Genomic DNA, 14,726 nt, shown 5'->3' on the forward strand with positions numbered 1-14,726 from the left:
GATGAACAAGCCCAAGTTACATTTGCTTCGGAAGCGGTTCGCTCCCCTGCTGATTCTGCTGGTTGTCGTTCTTTTGGTTGGCCTGCCTGGGTGCAGTCCCTCCCCGACGACTTCAAAGGCGCCGGAGGAGGGGAAGAAGGAGGAACTGGTCCTGGCTGTGGGAATGGCCGATTATGGGATGTTCGATCCGAAAAAGACCTGGGGTGCTATCGGACAAATCCGCTTAACCCACAGCTCGCTGCTTAAAGCCACGAAGGACTTAACCTTTGTCGGCGATCTTGCCAAATCTTTTGAGACGAGTAAAGACGGCACTACCTGGACCTTCAAAATCCGCAATGATGCCAAATTTTCCAACGGCGACCCGGTTACCATAGAGGATGTCCTGTTTACCTATGAAATGCTGAAAGAAGACGGCATCGCCTTTGACCTTTCCTTTGTGGATAAAATGGAGATTACAGGCAAGGATACCATCGTGTTTACTTTGCAAGAGCCACGTTCCACATTTGTCAGTCAGCTTTCCGAAATCGGTATTGTGCCTAAACATATTTATGATGACAATTATTCCAAAAATCCCATTGGCTCCGGACCCTATCAGGTAACCCAGTATAATGACGGCGAACAAATCATCATGGACTATAACCCTTATTGGTATGGTGAGGAGCCTCACTTCAAGAAACTCACCTTCCTGCTGCTGGAAGAGGATGCCGCTTTTGCAGCGGCCAAGGCCGGTCAAGTTGATATTTGTTACATTCCTCCCAAATTTGCCGGGCAAACCCTACCGGGGATGACTTTACACGTTCTGGAAAGCGTTGATTCCAGAGGGATTACTCTTCCTGTCCTGCCCAGCGGCGGAACCGGGTATATCAACGCCAACGAGGTCAAAGTCGGCAATGATATTACCTCTCATTTGGCCATCCGCCAGGCATTGAACATCGGGTTAAGCCGTCAGGGAATTATTGATGTGACCATGGACGGATACGGAAAGGCTGCCTATTCCATTGTGGACGGCACACCCTGGTTTAATGAAAAAACGGTCATTGAGGATGGCCGGGTTGAAGAGGCCAAACAGTTGCTGGCAGATGCCGGCTGGGCCGATACCAACAAGGATGGCATCGTCGAGAAGGACGGGCTGAAGGCAGAATTTGATTTATATTTTCCTTCCAGTGACCAGCTGCGCGGCGACATCGCCTTAGCTGTTGCCGATCAGGCCCTTAGCCTGGGTATTAAGATCAATCTCATTGGTGCTACCTGGGATGAAATATTTATCCAGGGCAAGGCCAATGCCTGCTTATGGGGAGGCGGGCGGCTTCACCCTCATCAATTGTATACCATGTATTCCTCGAAGGTACTTAATCACGGTTATAACAATATGACTCACTATATACATCCTGTAGTGGATGATCATCTGGATAAAGCCATGCATGCATCTACCCAGGAGGAAGCCAACAAGTACTGGAAACTGGCCCAATGGGATGGAAAAACCGGTTTCAGCCCCCTTGGTGACGTTCCCATCGTTTGGTTGGCCCGGGTGGACCATTTGTATCTTGTCAATGATAAGGTGAATATCGGCAACCAACTGATGCATTCCCATGGTTATGAATTTGGGCTGTTTGGCAATATTACGGAGTGGTCAATCAACCCATAAAGCCAATCAAGCTGAACGCTCTATCAGAACAGGTGCGTCTGAAACGCCTGCCCGAAGCATTGGCGTTTTGAACGCACCTGTTTGAATGGGGCCGCTACATAAACGGGAGGTGCTGTGTTCATGTCTCAAAAAATCCTCAGGCGCTTTCTGCGCATGATTACCCTGATGCTTGGCTTATCCATCCTGACCTTCTGGTTGATCCATTTGTCTCCGATTGATCCGGTCAATGCCTATGCGATCAGTGATACCTCGATGTCGCAGCAACAGCTGGAAAAGCTGAAGGAATACTGGGGGGTTAACAAATCTCCTGTGGAACAGTATTTTTCCTGGGCAGGGGCCCTGCTGCAGGGTGATTTTGGTATGTCCAAGCTGTATAGAGTCCCCGTTATCGACATTATTAAAAGCAGAGCCATGACATCCTTTGCGCTCATGGGAACAGCATGGCTCTTGTCCGGTGTTTTCGGCTATATACTGGGAGCGGTGGCCGCCATGAGAAGAGGGAAGCTGCTGGATCGCTTTATTAAATGGTACAGTTATATTCTAGTTTCCATACCCACTTTCTTGCTGGCTTTAATTTTACTGCTTGTATTTGCAGTTTGGTTAGGAATGTTTCCGATTGGCCTGACTAAACCTATTGGTTTAGCGGATGCCGATGTTACTTTGGTGGATCGCCTCCGCCATTTCATTCTCCCCGCCTTGACGTTAAGCCTTTTAGGGGTTGCCAATATCGCCATGCATACCCGGGAAAAAATGATCGATATCCTCAATACGGAATATGTTACCTTTGCCAGAGCACGGGGAGAAACAACCTGGCAAATTTTCAAAAACCATGGTTTCCGCAACTCCATTATTCCGGCTATTTCCATTCAGTTTGCCTATTTCAGTGAATTGTTCGGCGGTTCCGTTCTGGCGGAGCAGGTATTTGCCTATCCAGGGTTGGGCAGCACTCTGACCACCGCCGGCTTAAAAGGAGATCTTCCCCTGCTGCTGGGAATTATTTTAATCGCTTCCTTGTTTGTCTTTATTGGCAATTTTATTGCCGACATCTTAAATACCATTGTCGACCCGCGCATTAAAAGGGGGGAGTTAAGATGCTAGAGCAATTAGGAAGGAAAGAGGACGTTCTTCTTGATATGGGAAAAACAGGTAATGTGCGCAAAAAGATCATTTGGATGATTGGCTTTTCCGCCTGCCTGATCGGTTTGATCCTTATATTTAGCTTTATTTTAAGCAGCGATAATCTTCGCGTGAACAATACCAGCAAGAACCTTATGCCCAGCTTGCAACATTTGTTTGGCACGGATTGGCTGGGCCGGGATATGTTTACCCGAACCATGAAAGGGCTGCGGCTGTCCCTGGCCGTTGGCATATTTGCTACGGTGATCAGTGTTACTGTGGCCACCCTGCTCGGGACCGCCGCCGCCCTATTCGGCAAAAAAATAGATGAGCTGATTTCCTGGCTCATTGACCTCTTCATCGGTATGCCTCACCTGATCTTCATGATTCTAATCTGTTATATCGTGGGCGGGGGGATACGGGGCATTGTTATCGGCGTCGCCATGACCCACTGGACCTCACTGGCCAGGGTGGTGCGGGCTGAAGTGTTGCAGATAAAGAGTGCGGAATACATCCAACTATCCCAAAGTTATGGTAAGTCCGCCTGGTATATTGCCAGAAAACATGTCATGCCTTCTGTATTTCCGCAAATTATGATTGGCTCGTTCCTAATGTTTCCTCATGTCATCCTGCATGAGGCAGCCCTCACCTTTTTAGGCTTTGGGCTGTCACCCCAAACACCGGCTGTAGGGATTATTCTGTCCGAAGCCATGAGCCATCTTTCTACAGGCCAATGGTGGCTGATCCTGTTCCCGGGAATTCTGTTGATTCTTGTGGCCAAGAGCTTTGATAATATTGGCGAACAACTAAGGATCTTGCTGGACCCGACCAGCTCCAATGAATAGGAGGTAGGAATCATGCTTAAAGCAGCCCAACCTTTATTGAAAGTAGAAAATCTGTCCATTGGGTTTTCCCAATATTTTAGAGGAACTCAAAAACGTCTCATACAGCCCATTGCCAACCTTCATGTGGATATCGCTGAAGGGGAGATCGTCGCGGTTGTGGGGGCCAGCGGCTCAGGGAAAAGTTTGCTGGCCCATGCCGTTCTGGGAATTCTCCCTACCAATGCCATTTGCTCCGGTAGTATTATGTATCGTGGTGAAGAATTAACCAAAAGGCGCAAAGAAGAACTGAGGGGCCGGGAAATCTCCTTTATACCTCAGTCGGTTAATTATCTGGATCCCTTGATGCCGGTGGGCAAACAGGTCCAGATTGGCTTGGCTAAACAAAAAGCACAAGAAAGGCAGAACATGCTGTTTGCCCATTACGGCTTAAAAGAAAGCGACGGAAAGCTTTATCCCCATGAACTATCGGGAGGTATGCTGCGCAGGGTGCTGTTTGCTACCAGCGTCAGAGAGGGAGTAAAGCTGGTTATAGCTGATGAACCAACCCCCGGCATCCATCCCCAGGCTCTGGCGGAAATCCTTAAACAGCTGCAGCAGTTTGCCCGGGAAGGGGCCGGAGTGATGCTCATCACCCATGATATCATGTCCGCCCTTGAAATTGCCGATCGCGTTGCTGTGATTAAGGATGGACAAACTATAGAGATCTCCCCGGTATCTGCCTTTTCCGGAACGGGGGAACAGCTGCAAACAGACTATGCCAGAAAATTATGGCGGGCCTTACCACAAAATGATTTTGCCTGCCAGGAATTGAGGTGGGAAGCATAATGGCTTTGAGCGGAGAGAATCTGGGGGTTTGTTATCAAAAGGATCAGTGGATTTTTAAGAATATGAACATCAAGGTGCTACCCGGCCAAGTTCTTGGTTTATCCGGATACAGCGGTTGCGGGAAAACGACGTTGGCCAGGGTTTTAGCCGGATATATCCATCCCCAGACCGGCAGGGTAAGCGTGGATGCTCAGCCTTTGGCCCCAAAAGGCTTTCGCCCGGTCCAATTGATCTATCAGCACCCGGAAAAGGCCATCAATCCCCGTTGGAAAATGGAGGATGTCTTAACCGAAACCTATACCCCTTCCCAGGATATTTTGGATGCTTTCGGCATCCGGGAAGATTGGCGGAAGCGCTGGCCTATCGAGCTCTCCGGCGGAGAGTTGCAGCGTTTTTGTATTGTGCGTGCTTTGAACCCACAGACGCGATATATTATTGCCGATGAAATGACCACTATGCTGGACGCTATTACCCAGGCCAGGATTTGGCATGGTTTTCTCGATATTTGCCAAAGCAGAAAGATCGGCGTGATTGTGGTCAGCCATGAGATCAGTCTCCTCAACCGCCTGTGTGACAATGTCATTAAAGTTGGGAATACGTAGGAACAATCTTGGGATAGGGGTGCCTAGGAAAACTGAAGTGAAACAGAGGAGAAAATACGGACTATAGACAAGAGGATGGCTTAAAATTGGCCATCCTCTTGTTGCAGCACTTAGATAAGCGGGAAAGAAAGTTGAACTGTGAATACATGATCGTTTTGCCTATATATAAACCACCCCTGATGCAGGAGCATGATTTTTTGGCAATTATTTAAGCCCAGGCCTGTTTTGGGAGTAGGTTCCAGAGAATGCTGACCATGATTTTCAAAGACTAAAACCAACTCCCCGGAGTCAATGGTGCTATACAACCGGATCGGATGAGCAGGATCAGCATGCCTTTGCACATTGGAGAGCATATTGTCAAATATTCTCTGAATCATGCCTGGGTCCACCTTGATCGTTCTCTCAGGCAGCTCAATAGTGGAGGAAACAGTAAAGCCACTCTGTTCCATTAAATAGATATGCTCATGGATCATTTCTCTCAGTACTTCTTGAGCAGGGTAATGCTTTAAGTCAATCTCCTTATAATCGTTGGTGGATATAAAAAAGTAGTCAAACAGATGGTTAATCAAGTCTTTAATTTGCAGGGCCCGATTTTTGCATTTGCGAAGGAAAGGGCTTTCCCTGGCCGGGATATCTTCACCTTCCAGCACCTCCAGATAGCCGATTAATGCCGTAAGAGGGGTGCGGAGATCATGGGAGACACCGGCCATCAAGGTGTTGGTGGCCACTCGAACCCGTTCAGCGTAGTCTTCCCGTGCGATGAACGCTTTGCGCATTTCATCAATTTCCTGGGCCAGAGAGGCCAGTTCATCGTTGCCCTTGATGGTAATTGAGTAATGGAGATCGCCCCCTTCTAAAATCCTTATTTCCTTTTCCAAGGTATTGATATAGGACACCTTTTTATGGATGAAAAAGACCATGATGGTAATGAAACAGAGGAAGAACACCAGCAAATTAAAATAAGTAATATAATCTATATAACGGTGTTCAAAAAAGTCCTTGATAAAAACTTCAGCGGTTCCCTCCTGGAAAGTCAATATATATTTATTATGCCATAGATAAAAGTCGGGAAATTTGGGTTGGCTGGGAAAAGAAAAGCTCGGCGACAGGGTATGCGAACTATAGATCAACATATTGTCGTGATAAATCACAATCTCCGTTAATTCCTTCCCCCGCATCCAATTATCCAATTCGGACAGGTCCGACAAAGAGATATGATTGTCTTTAATATACTGCCGCAGGCTGGTTATTTTTTTCTCGATATGAGCAGAAATTACTTCCGGTTTTTTGCAATAATCGTGGATGATGCCGCGGGATAGGTATTGCAGACCGAGAAAAAGCAAAGCGGAAGCAAGGCATGCCAAAACAGCCGTTATCATCAAGGTTTGGGACAGCTTATATTCACGTTTTGCCCTATTCAATATAATACCCCTTTCCCCAAACAGTACGAATATACTGGGGACGCCCTAAATCCTTCTCTAATTTTCTTCTCAAGTTTTTAATATGGACCATGATCGTGTTATTGGAAAGAGGAAGAAAGGGCTCTTGCCAGATGTATTCGTAAATTTCCTTAGCGGAAAAAACCTTGCGGCGGTTGAGCAATAAGAGCCGAAACACCTGATATTCCATGCTGGTCAGGGCGATTTTTTCTCCCGAACGAGAAACTGCTCCCGTATCTAAATCAATATATAAATCCCCCAGCCTGAGTTCTTTTTTAGAGGCAGGCTCTTGCTTTTGGTAGATCAGATAGCGGCGCAGCAGTGCCTTTACCCGGGAAATCAATTCAATTGAAGAAAAAGGTTTGATAAGGTAATCGTCGCCGCCGCAGGTGAATCCTTCTGCTTTATCCGTATCCTGGTTTTTGGCGGTCAGGAATAAAATGGGGATGGTTGTGGTTTTGCGGATTTCCGAACATAGCTCAAACCCGGATTTTTCCGGCATCATAATATCCAGAATAGCCAAATCCACCTCAGGTGTAAGCCTTGCCAAGGCGGTGTCTGCGTCGGTAGCTTCCTGCACTGCAAAACCTTCCCTTTGCAGCAAGATATGAATAATTTCCCGTATTTCAGGATCGTCGTCCACCACAAGAATGGTTGAGTTTTCCGGCATGTTACCCTCCTCCTCCTTAAAGCTATCCCTGTACCCTTCCTCCAGACAAGGCGGGAAGCCGTTACCACTTGCTATACTTCTAACTATATGACTAACTATATCACGAAATATTAGTCGGGGAAATTCGGAGAGGGCAGGGAACTGCAGTACTTGTATTTTTTACTTGCAGACGGTATAATTTTATATAATTTAGATTATAATAATTATGATTATATAAAGAGTGGAGGGTGCGGCTGTGTTTGTTGGACGTGCAGAGGAATTACAGTTTTTACAGGATCGCTTCACCGCTAGAGGCGGGCAGCTTGTAATCCTGTACGGACGTCGACGGGTGGGTAAGACCGAGACTCTACGGAAGTTTTGCCAGGGCAAGTCCCATGTGTTTTACGCTTGCACAGAGAGCCCCGATGAGCAACAGCTGACCGCATTCAGCGAGCGGATGCTGCAAAAAGGGCTGCCCGCGGCGCAATACATCAAACGCTTCTCCGACTGGACGCAGGCGCTGGGAAGTGTCGCAGAGTTGCCGGGTGAGGAGAAAAAACTGCTGGTCATAGACGAGTTTCCCTATATGGTCAAGGGCAACGGCGCTATTCCATCCATCCTGCAAAATCTGTGGGATGAGAAGCTGAAAAATGAGAATGTACTGATTATTCTCTGCGGCAGCGCCATGTCTTTTATTGAGAAGGAAATTTTAGCAGAGAAAAATCCGCTGTATGGACGGGCCACCGGTATTCTCAAGATGAAGGCGATGGATTTTTACGATGCCATTCAGTTCGTGCCCCACTACAGCTCGCTGGATAAGATCACCACCTATGCCGTGCTGGGCGGCATCCCACACTACCTGAAACAGTTTGACGACAGCTTGTCATTAGGTGAAAATATCCGGCTCAATATCCTCTCCCGAGGCAGTATCTTGTACAGTGAGGTAGAATTTCTCATGCGGCAGGAATTGCGGGAAACGGCTACTTACAACGCCATCATTGAGGCGGTGGCCATGGGTAACACCAGGATGAACGACATCCATCAGAAAACACAGATTGAAAAAACCAAACTGAGTGTCTATCTGAAGAATCTCATCGACCTTGGCGTCCTGACTCGGGAGTTTCCAGTAGCGGACGGCGTCAAGGCACAGGCAAATATTCAGCGGGGAGTGTATCAGGTTACCGACAGCTTCTTCCGCTTTTGGTATGCTTTTGTGTTCCCCAACCTGTCCGAGCTGGAGGCAGGAGACGCCGAGGGTGTTTGGCGCTATGTGGTGAAGCCGGAGCTGGACAGATATACCTCTTATGTATTTGAGGACATTTGCCGTCAGTATTTGCGCCGGAAAAATCGGAAAAATGCTCTGCCCTTTCGCTTCACTAAGATTGGACGTTGGTGGAACAAGACCGATGAGCTGGACATAATGGCTACCGACCAAAACAAACAAAGATTTCTCTTGGGTGAATGCAAGTATAAAAACAGTGCGTTTAACCTTTCCGAGCTGAGGCAGATGCAGGCGAAGTTCATGCCAAAAGATAAAAACAACCGGATAGATTACTGGCTGTTCTCCAAAAGTGGCTTCACCGACGAGGTTATTCGCGCTGCGGTGGAGCAAGGCATTCAAACGGTGACAGCGGATCAATTGATTGAATAGTATAACCTATTTTTAATAGGTACGGATAATTGACTAAAAGATTCTTAGTTTAGGCCGAATCGGTTGCTTGAGCAGCTAATTCGGCCTAAATTATTTGAACAAGGAAATTCCGGAGAGGGCAGGGAACAAATTCTTGACAACCAAAGTTTCCCAAATTATAATAAAATGCGAATGCGAATTATATGCATTTAAAAAATCATAAAAAATTCAAGGAGGGTTTATTGAAAATGAAAAGACTTTGGAGTAAAATCCTAGTTGGAGGCTTGGTTCTGTTCCTGATGGCGGGGTGCAGCCAGGTGCAGAATTCTTCTTCTCCAAATACGAATGATAAGCAAACTCAAAGTGAAAAGCTATCCGTTTATACCAGTTTTTATCCAATGTATGATTTTGCGGCAAAGATCGGCGGGGATAAGATTGCCGCAGTGAATATGGTCCCGGCCGGAATGGAGCCCCATGATTGGGAGCCTTCTGCCGCCGATATTACGGGGCTGGAAAAGGCGGATGTCTTTGTCTATAACGGAGCCGGTATGGAGCATTGGGTGGAGGATGTTCTGGAATCCCTCCAGAATAAAGCCCTGATTGCTGTGGAAGCCTCCAAAGATATTACCCTCAGAGAGGGGCACCATAAACACGACCATGAAGATGAGCATGAAGACGAAGGAAAAGAACATGAAGAAGGGGAGGATCATGAGAACGAAGGAAAGCAATATGACCCCCATACCTGGCTCAGTCCCCTGAATGCCAAAAAGCAGATGGAGACGATTAAGGATGCTCTTGTTCAAGCCGACCCGGACAACAAGGATTATTATGAAGCCAACTATGTAAAGTACGCAGCTGATTTGGATGGGCTGGACAAAGAATTTAAGGATACTCTTGCCCCTCTGCCGAAAAAGGATATTATTGTTTCCCATGAGGCCTTTGGCTATCTGTGCGGGGCTTACGGACTCAATCAGATTGGCATCGAAGGGCTGGCTCCTGATTCCGAACCGGATCCGGCAAGGATGGCTGAGGTGATTGAATTCGCCAAAGAGCATGAGGTTAAGGTTATTTTCTTTGAAGAGCTGGTAAGTCCGAAAGTCGCCGAGACCATTGCCAAAGCTACCGGAGCCAAAACGGCAGTGCTCAGTCCCATTGAAGGGCTTAGTGATGAGCAGCAGGCGGCGGGAGATGATTATCTGGCCGTGATGCGTCAGAATTTGGAGGCGTTGAAAGCGGCATTGCAATAAGGAGTTGTGCATGTCTAACATAATAGAAATAGATGACTTAGGTTTCAGTTATGGAAATGAGCCGGTTTTTTCAAAAATCGGCTTCTCTGTTTATAAGGGAGATTTTGCCGCGATCATCGGTGCCAACGGTGCCGGCAAAAGCACCCTGCTGCGGCTTATCCTGGGAGAGCTCGTTCCCAATGCAGGCTCTGTCCGTCTGTTCGGTCAGGATAGCCGCCGGTTCAGGAACTGGCCGAAAATCGGTTATGTGCCCCAGGCCGGGCAGCACTCCAACGCCAATTTTCCTGCTACCGCGGAGGAAATTGTCAGGGCTAATCTTTTTTCACAGATCGGGCTGCTCCGGTTCCCCGGGAAAGAGCACCGTGATAAAGTACAGCGGGCTCTTGAGCTGGTGGGTATGGAGGGATACGCCAAGCGCATGATTGGTGAGCTTTCAGGGGGGCAGCAGCAGAGGATTATGCTGGCCAGGGTATTGGCCGGCGACCCGGAAATTATGATTCTTGATGAGCCTACCACTGGAGTGGATGCCCAAACCGTACAATCCCTCTATGAGCTGCTGGCGAGACTTAATCAGGAGAACGGGCTGACCATTGTGATGGTCACCCATGATATCAGCCGGGCGGCCAATTATGTGTCAAGGATTCTCTGTCTGGAAGAAGGCTCCCTTGTGGAACTGGGGAAAACGCAGATCGAAGAGGAGCTTTTGCATAAGCACAAGCACCCTGGGCAGGAATTTTCGAAGGAGGGAAAAGGAAAATATGAGTGTGATTGCCATTCTGGAATATGATTTTATGCGCCGGGCTTTTATCGTGGGAATTCTGCTGGCCGTGATTATTCCCTGTATTGGCATCATCGTGGTCCTGAAGCGCCTCTCCATGATCGGCGATGCCTTGTCCCATACCTCTCTGGCCGGTGTGGCCGCCGGCCTGATCATGGGAATCAACCCTATACTGGGTGCGGTTACGGCCTGTATCGCCGCTGCTTTGGGCATTGAGTTTATCCGTAAAAAAATCCCCAAATTCTCAGAGATGTCCATCGCCATCGTGATGTCGGCAGGCATCGGTTTGGCCGGGGTGTTATCCGGTCATGTCAAAAATGCGGCCAATTTTAACAGCTTTTTGTTTGGAAGCATCGTATCGATCAGTGATTTTGAAATGATCCTGGTGGCAGGCATCAGTTGTATCGTGATGCTTGCTTTCATCCTTTTGTACAAAGAGTTATTCTATATTGCCTTGGATGAAAGGGCGGCACGGCTGGCGGGCATTCCGGTGGGTGTGATCAATTTTATCTTTACCATACTGACGGCGGTAACGGTATCCGTTGCCGCCCGCACGGTGGGAGCGCTGATCGTTTCCTCAATGATGGTTGTTCCGGTGGCTTGCGCCATGCAGGTTGGCAAAAGTTATCGGCAGACGGTTATTTATGGGGTCATCTTTGCGGTTGCTTTTACAGTGACTGGATTGTTTCTATCCTATTACCTGAAGTTGAAACCCGGGGGCACTATCGTCCTGATCGGCGTCCTCTGCCTGGTCGTGATGTTGCTTATCAAGCAAATAATTTCCATGCTTAGGCGAACGGAGTTTAAAATGTAGCCCGTATATTCTATAATTAATGCAGTTATTGAAAGAGGTGATGATCATGAAAGAAGTAAACAATAACTGGCCTGCCGGTGTCAAAAGAACCAAACCGCGGGAGAGTGTACTTTCTGTCCTTGAGCATGCCCCCAAGCCTCTCAGTGCTGTGGAGATCTGTTCCGAGATCGAAAAAGAAGGGGAAGCCCCCTGGCTGTCCACCATTTATCGGATACTGGAGCTTTTTGTCAAGAAAGGCGTAGTTGTTAAAATTGCCGTGCTGAACAATGAGATGGCCCTTTATGAACTGAACCGTTTTCAGCATAAGCATTACGCCATCTGTTTGGGCTGCCATAAAATTGTCACGATGAATAATTGCCCGATGGAGAAATTTATCCCGAAAATCGAGGATGATGATTTCCGGGTGCTGGGCCATAATTTAGAAGTGTACGGCTACTGCCGGGAATGCTCTGTTAAATAATAATGCAGACCCTCACCTGATTTCAGGCTTATTTCCTGTGTACAGGCATATAGTTTATAGATAGAAAAATAAGAGGAGGGTATCGATGGGGACAGAAATCTATATTATTTCCGGGTTTCTGGGAGTAGGCAAAACCACCTTAATCCAAAAAATGCTTAAAGAGGCATTCCAGGGGGAAAAAGTAGTTCTGATCGAAAATGATTTCGGTGAGATCAGCGTCGATGCGGCCTTGCTTAAATCAGGCGGTGTGGAAGTCAAAGAAATCAGTGCCGGGTGCATTTGCTGCAGCCTTTCCGGCGATTTCGTGAAAGCCCTTAAAGATCTTTTGCTCCGTTTTCACCCTGATAAAATTATTATTGAGCCTTCCGGTGTCGGCAAGCTTTCCGATGTTATGAAAGCTTGTTCCGATCCGCGTATTGTACTCAATGCCAAAGTGCAGGGCAAAATTACGGTGGTGGATGTGAAACGCTGCCAAATGCACCTCGATAACTTTGGCGAATTTTTCGAAGATCAGATTCGCAACGCCGATGTGGTTGTGTTCAGCCGCACGGAAAGTTTCCCCTCCAAAATAGGGGATGGGGAAAAAATAATCAAAAAGCTGAACCCTCACGGAAGGGTCCTGACCAAGCCGTGGTCTCAAATCAATACGGCGGAACTTTTAAATCCCCGGAGCCACAAGTCTACAGGCCGGTGCTGCCATGGTCATAATGACAATAATCATGATGGTGATCATCATCATGACCATCACCATCACCATCACCATCATCGCCATGACCATGCAGCGGACTGCGGCCACCCAGAGGGGTGTGAACATAACAGCCGGGCGGAAGATGTCTTTGATACCGTCACTATCCGGACAAAGCGGGTATTCGATACTGAAGATTTAAAGGCCAAGGTCGTGAAAATGGAGAACAGTGCCAAGGGAACGATCCTGCGGGCTAAAGGGATCGTCCGCGGCTCCAAGGGTTATTTAAACCTGCAATATCTCCCCGGGGATATTCGGATTACAGGCTGCCAGGCCAGGGGTGATATGCTCTGCATCATCGGCCGCAACCTCAACCGGCAGGAGCTGTGCGCCATTTTTAGCGGGGAGTGATGGGATGGCGATACCGGTTTATGTAGTGACCGGCTTCCTGGATGCCGGCAAGACGACCTTTTTGAATAATCTGTTGAACAAGTATAGCTGGCGGGATGTCAGGACCTTTGTCATCCAGTTCGAGTCCGGTGAAGAGGAGTTTCAGGCACGGCATCTCAATTGCTATAAGCTTAACGTCCCCAAGAAAATTTTAGAGCAGCGGCCCGAGCAAATCGTCGAACGAATCTGCAGCAGCATAGAGGAGCGCCGGTTTGATGAGATTTGGATTGAGTGGAATGGCGTCGTTCCCTTTGCAGAGCTGCAGGCGTTGTTTTTGCATCCCTCCCTGCGGAGCCTCTGCCAAATTCAAAAAATGGTGCATATTGCCGATGGGGAGAACATAGAAAACCTGTTGGGCAGGACGGGAGCCTCTTTGCCGGAACAGATTGCCAACAGCGATTTTGTCGTGATGCGCAATGTGGATTCGGCGGGTACTTACCGCCGGATTCGGCGCCTCGTCAACGGGATCAATCCCGGTGTCCCCCTCTATAAGGTAAAAGAGTATCATGATTTCTATAAACAGCTTTTCGGGAAGAAGGAGCATCCGGTCAATCTTTTTTTGATCATGGTTATCGCCATGAGCGCCCTGTACTTCATGGCCAAGCCGGTCCTGGAGGGGGCGAAGATCCCGGTCAACACCATTGTCAATGTATTCTTGGGGATTATCCTGCAAGCAGTCCCTTTTTTATTGATTGGGGTACTGCTTTCCTCCGCCATTCAGGTCTTTATCCCCCAAAGCTTTATTGAGCGCCGCTTTCCCAAATCCATTGGCATGGGCATGCTGGTGGCCATTCTGGGGGGCTTCTGCCTGCCGGTCTGCGACTGCGCTTCCATTCCCGTTTTCCGGAGTCTGGTTCGCCGGGGGATTCCCCTCCCGGTGGCCGTCACCTTTATGACCGCTACCCCGGTGATCAATCCGGTGGTGATCGTGTCCACCTATTATGCTTTCAGTGGCAATACGGGGATCGTGGTCGGGCGGATTTTCTTTGGTATTGTAGCTGCTGTCCTGATCGGGCTGACCATGGGTTTCTGGCCGCCCAAGGGTTCTGTTTTGGCCGGGGGGGCTTTTGACAGGCTTTTATGCAGCTGCGGCTGTTACGATGATGCTGAGTCCATCACAACCTTCAAGGGGAAAGCCGGTCTGTTCCTCCGTCATTCCCAAGCGGAATTCTTCGGTGTCGGCAAATATTTAGTGATGGGAAGCTTTATCGCGGCCCTGTTTCAGGTCATGGGAACCGGGCTGTTTACCAAGGCCCAGGATGGGGCGGGATTGGCGGTTTCCATTTTAATTATGATGGTGATGGCCTTCGTGCTTTCCCTATGCTCCTCCTCCGACGCGATTATCGCCCGCAGTCTTGCCAATCAGTTCCCTATGGGCGCAATTATGGGCTTTCTGGTCTTTGGGCCGATGATGGATATAAAAAATGTCATGATGCTCTCTTCGGGATTTTCCAAACCTTTCATCGGCAGATTATTGCTGACGTCCTTGAGTATATGTTTTGTTTTAGTCTTTCTGTTTTTTAATTGGGGAGGGATGTAAC

At 48.2% G+C, this 14,726-nt stretch carries 14 protein-coding genes; 12 read left to right on the forward strand and 2 right to left on the reverse strand.

The annotated features are described in order from the left end of the window. Window position 1: 1 nt before the first annotated feature. From BUA14_RS09970 to BUA14_RS09990, 5 genes are all read left to right on the forward strand, one after another. Window positions 2-1,645, forward strand: coding sequence for an ABC transporter substrate-binding protein (locus tag BUA14_RS09970; RefSeq protein WP_072772470.1), 1,644 nt, complete (start codon window positions 2-4; stop codon window positions 1,643-1,645). Between the two features lie 120 nt (window positions 1,646-1,765). Beyond that, on the forward strand, window positions 1,766-2,743 hold the full coding sequence (locus tag BUA14_RS09975) for an ABC transporter permease (RefSeq protein WP_072772471.1): 978 nt from the start codon (window positions 1,766-1,768) through the stop codon (window positions 2,741-2,743). Further along, entirely contained in the window at window positions 2,737-3,606 is an 870-nt protein-coding gene (locus tag BUA14_RS09980; RefSeq protein WP_072772472.1) for an ABC transporter permease, read from the forward strand. The genes BUA14_RS09975 and BUA14_RS09980 overlap by 7 nt, the downstream gene beginning before the upstream one ends. 12 nt (window positions 3,607-3,618) lie before the next feature. After that, window positions 3,619-4,431: an ATP-binding cassette domain-containing protein gene (locus BUA14_RS09985; RefSeq protein WP_072772473.1), complete on the forward strand. Its 813-nt coding sequence runs from the start codon at window positions 3,619-3,621 to the stop codon at window positions 4,429-4,431. Next, window positions 4,431-5,033 carry an ABC transporter ATP-binding protein gene (locus tag BUA14_RS09990; protein ID WP_072772474.1) on the forward strand — a complete coding sequence of 201 codons (603 nt, stop codon included), beginning with the start codon at window positions 4,431-4,433 and terminating at the stop codon, window positions 5,031-5,033. Before BUA14_RS09985 ends, BUA14_RS09990 begins: the two co-directional genes overlap by 1 nt. A 110-nt stretch (window positions 5,034-5,143) precedes the next feature. Here the strand turns inward: BUA14_RS09990 and BUA14_RS09995 are convergent, their stop codons facing one another. Both BUA14_RS09995 and BUA14_RS10000 read right to left on the reverse strand, forming a co-directional pair. Then, complete coding sequence (locus tag BUA14_RS09995; protein ID WP_072772475.1) at window positions 5,144-6,454, reverse strand: HAMP domain-containing sensor histidine kinase; 1,311 nt, start codon at window positions 6,452-6,454, stop codon at window positions 5,144-5,146. After that, entirely contained in the window at window positions 6,447-7,142 is a 696-nt protein-coding gene (locus BUA14_RS10000; RefSeq protein WP_072772476.1) for a response regulator transcription factor, read from the reverse strand. Before BUA14_RS10000 ends, BUA14_RS09995 begins: the two co-directional genes overlap by 8 nt. A gap of 235 nt (window positions 7,143-7,377) precedes the next feature. Between BUA14_RS10000 and BUA14_RS10005 the strand changes: the two genes are divergently transcribed. From BUA14_RS10005 to BUA14_RS10035, 7 genes are all read left to right on the forward strand, one after another. Beyond that, on the forward strand, window positions 7,378-8,772 hold the full coding sequence (locus BUA14_RS10005) for an ATP-binding protein (protein ID WP_072772477.1): 1,395 nt from the start codon (window positions 7,378-7,380) through the stop codon (window positions 8,770-8,772). Window positions 8,773-8,999: 227 nt separating this feature from the next. Next, window positions 9,000-9,998 carry a metal ABC transporter substrate-binding protein gene (locus tag BUA14_RS10010; RefSeq protein ID WP_072772478.1) on the forward strand — a complete coding sequence of 333 codons (999 nt, stop codon included), beginning with the start codon at window positions 9,000-9,002 and terminating at the stop codon, window positions 9,996-9,998. A gap of 10 nt (window positions 9,999-10,008) precedes the next feature. Continuing rightward, entirely contained in the window at window positions 10,009-10,785 is a 777-nt protein-coding gene (locus BUA14_RS10015) for a metal ABC transporter ATP-binding protein (RefSeq protein ID WP_072772479.1), read from the forward strand. Next, window positions 10,757-11,590 carry a metal ABC transporter permease gene (locus BUA14_RS10020; RefSeq protein ID WP_072772480.1) on the forward strand — a complete coding sequence of 278 codons (834 nt, stop codon included), beginning with the start codon at window positions 10,757-10,759 and terminating at the stop codon, window positions 11,588-11,590. The genes BUA14_RS10015 and BUA14_RS10020 overlap by 29 nt, the downstream gene beginning before the upstream one ends. Before the next feature lie 46 nt (window positions 11,591-11,636). Then, window positions 11,637-12,050 carry a Fur family transcriptional regulator gene (locus tag BUA14_RS10025; protein ID WP_178371668.1) on the forward strand — a complete coding sequence of 138 codons (414 nt, stop codon included), beginning with the start codon at window positions 11,637-11,639 and terminating at the stop codon, window positions 12,048-12,050. Between the two features lie 85 nt (window positions 12,051-12,135). Next, entirely contained in the window at window positions 12,136-13,146 is a 1,011-nt protein-coding gene (locus BUA14_RS10030) for a CobW family GTP-binding protein (protein ID WP_072772481.1), read from the forward strand. A gap of 4 nt (window positions 13,147-13,150) precedes the next feature. Next, a complete protein-coding gene (locus BUA14_RS10035) occupies window positions 13,151-14,725 on the forward strand; it encodes a permease (RefSeq protein WP_072772482.1) in 1,575 nt (524 codons plus the stop codon). Window position 14,726: the final 1 nt, after the last annotated feature.

Source organism: Desulfitobacterium chlororespirans DSM 11544, assembly GCF_900143285.1.
GTDB classification, from domain to species: Bacteria; Bacillota; Desulfitobacteriia; order Desulfitobacteriales; family Desulfitobacteriaceae; genus Desulfitobacterium; species Desulfitobacterium chlororespirans.

What these genes read in the sequence shown, in the direction of transcription:
- BUA14_RS10035 (WP_072772482.1), top strand. Translation starts at nt 13,151, where the DNA reads ATGGCGATACCGGTTTATGTAGTGACCGGCTTCCTGGATGCCGGCAAG.
- BUA14_RS10000 (WP_072772476.1), bottom strand. Translation starts at nt 7,142, where the DNA reads ATGCCGGAAAACTCAACCATTCTTGTGGTGGACGACGATCCTGAAATA.
- BUA14_RS10030 (WP_072772481.1), top strand. Translation starts at nt 12,136, where the DNA reads ATGGGGACAGAAATCTATATTATTTCCGGGTTTCTGGGAGTAGGCAAA.
- BUA14_RS10025 (WP_178371668.1), top strand. Translation starts at nt 11,637, where the DNA reads ATGAAAGAAGTAAACAATAACTGGCCTGCCGGTGTCAAAAGAACCAAA.
- BUA14_RS09980 (WP_072772472.1), top strand. Translation starts at nt 2,737, where the DNA reads ATGCTAGAGCAATTAGGAAGGAAAGAGGACGTTCTTCTTGATATGGGA.
- BUA14_RS09975 (WP_072772471.1), top strand. Translation starts at nt 1,766, where the DNA reads ATGTCTCAAAAAATCCTCAGGCGCTTTCTGCGCATGATTACCCTGATG.
- BUA14_RS09990 (WP_072772474.1), top strand. Translation starts at nt 4,431, where the DNA reads ATGGCTTTGAGCGGAGAGAATCTGGGGGTTTGTTATCAAAAGGATCAG.
- BUA14_RS10015 (WP_072772479.1), top strand. Translation starts at nt 10,009, where the DNA reads ATGTCTAACATAATAGAAATAGATGACTTAGGTTTCAGTTATGGAAAT.
- BUA14_RS10010 (WP_072772478.1), top strand. Translation starts at nt 9,000, where the DNA reads ATGAAAAGACTTTGGAGTAAAATCCTAGTTGGAGGCTTGGTTCTGTTC.
- BUA14_RS10020 (WP_072772480.1), top strand. Translation starts at nt 10,757, where the DNA reads ATGAGTGTGATTGCCATTCTGGAATATGATTTTATGCGCCGGGCTTTT.
- BUA14_RS09985 (WP_072772473.1), top strand. Translation starts at nt 3,619, where the DNA reads ATGCTTAAAGCAGCCCAACCTTTATTGAAAGTAGAAAATCTGTCCATT.
- BUA14_RS09970 (WP_072772470.1), top strand. Translation starts at nt 2, where the DNA reads ATGAACAAGCCCAAGTTACATTTGCTTCGGAAGCGGTTCGCTCCCCTG.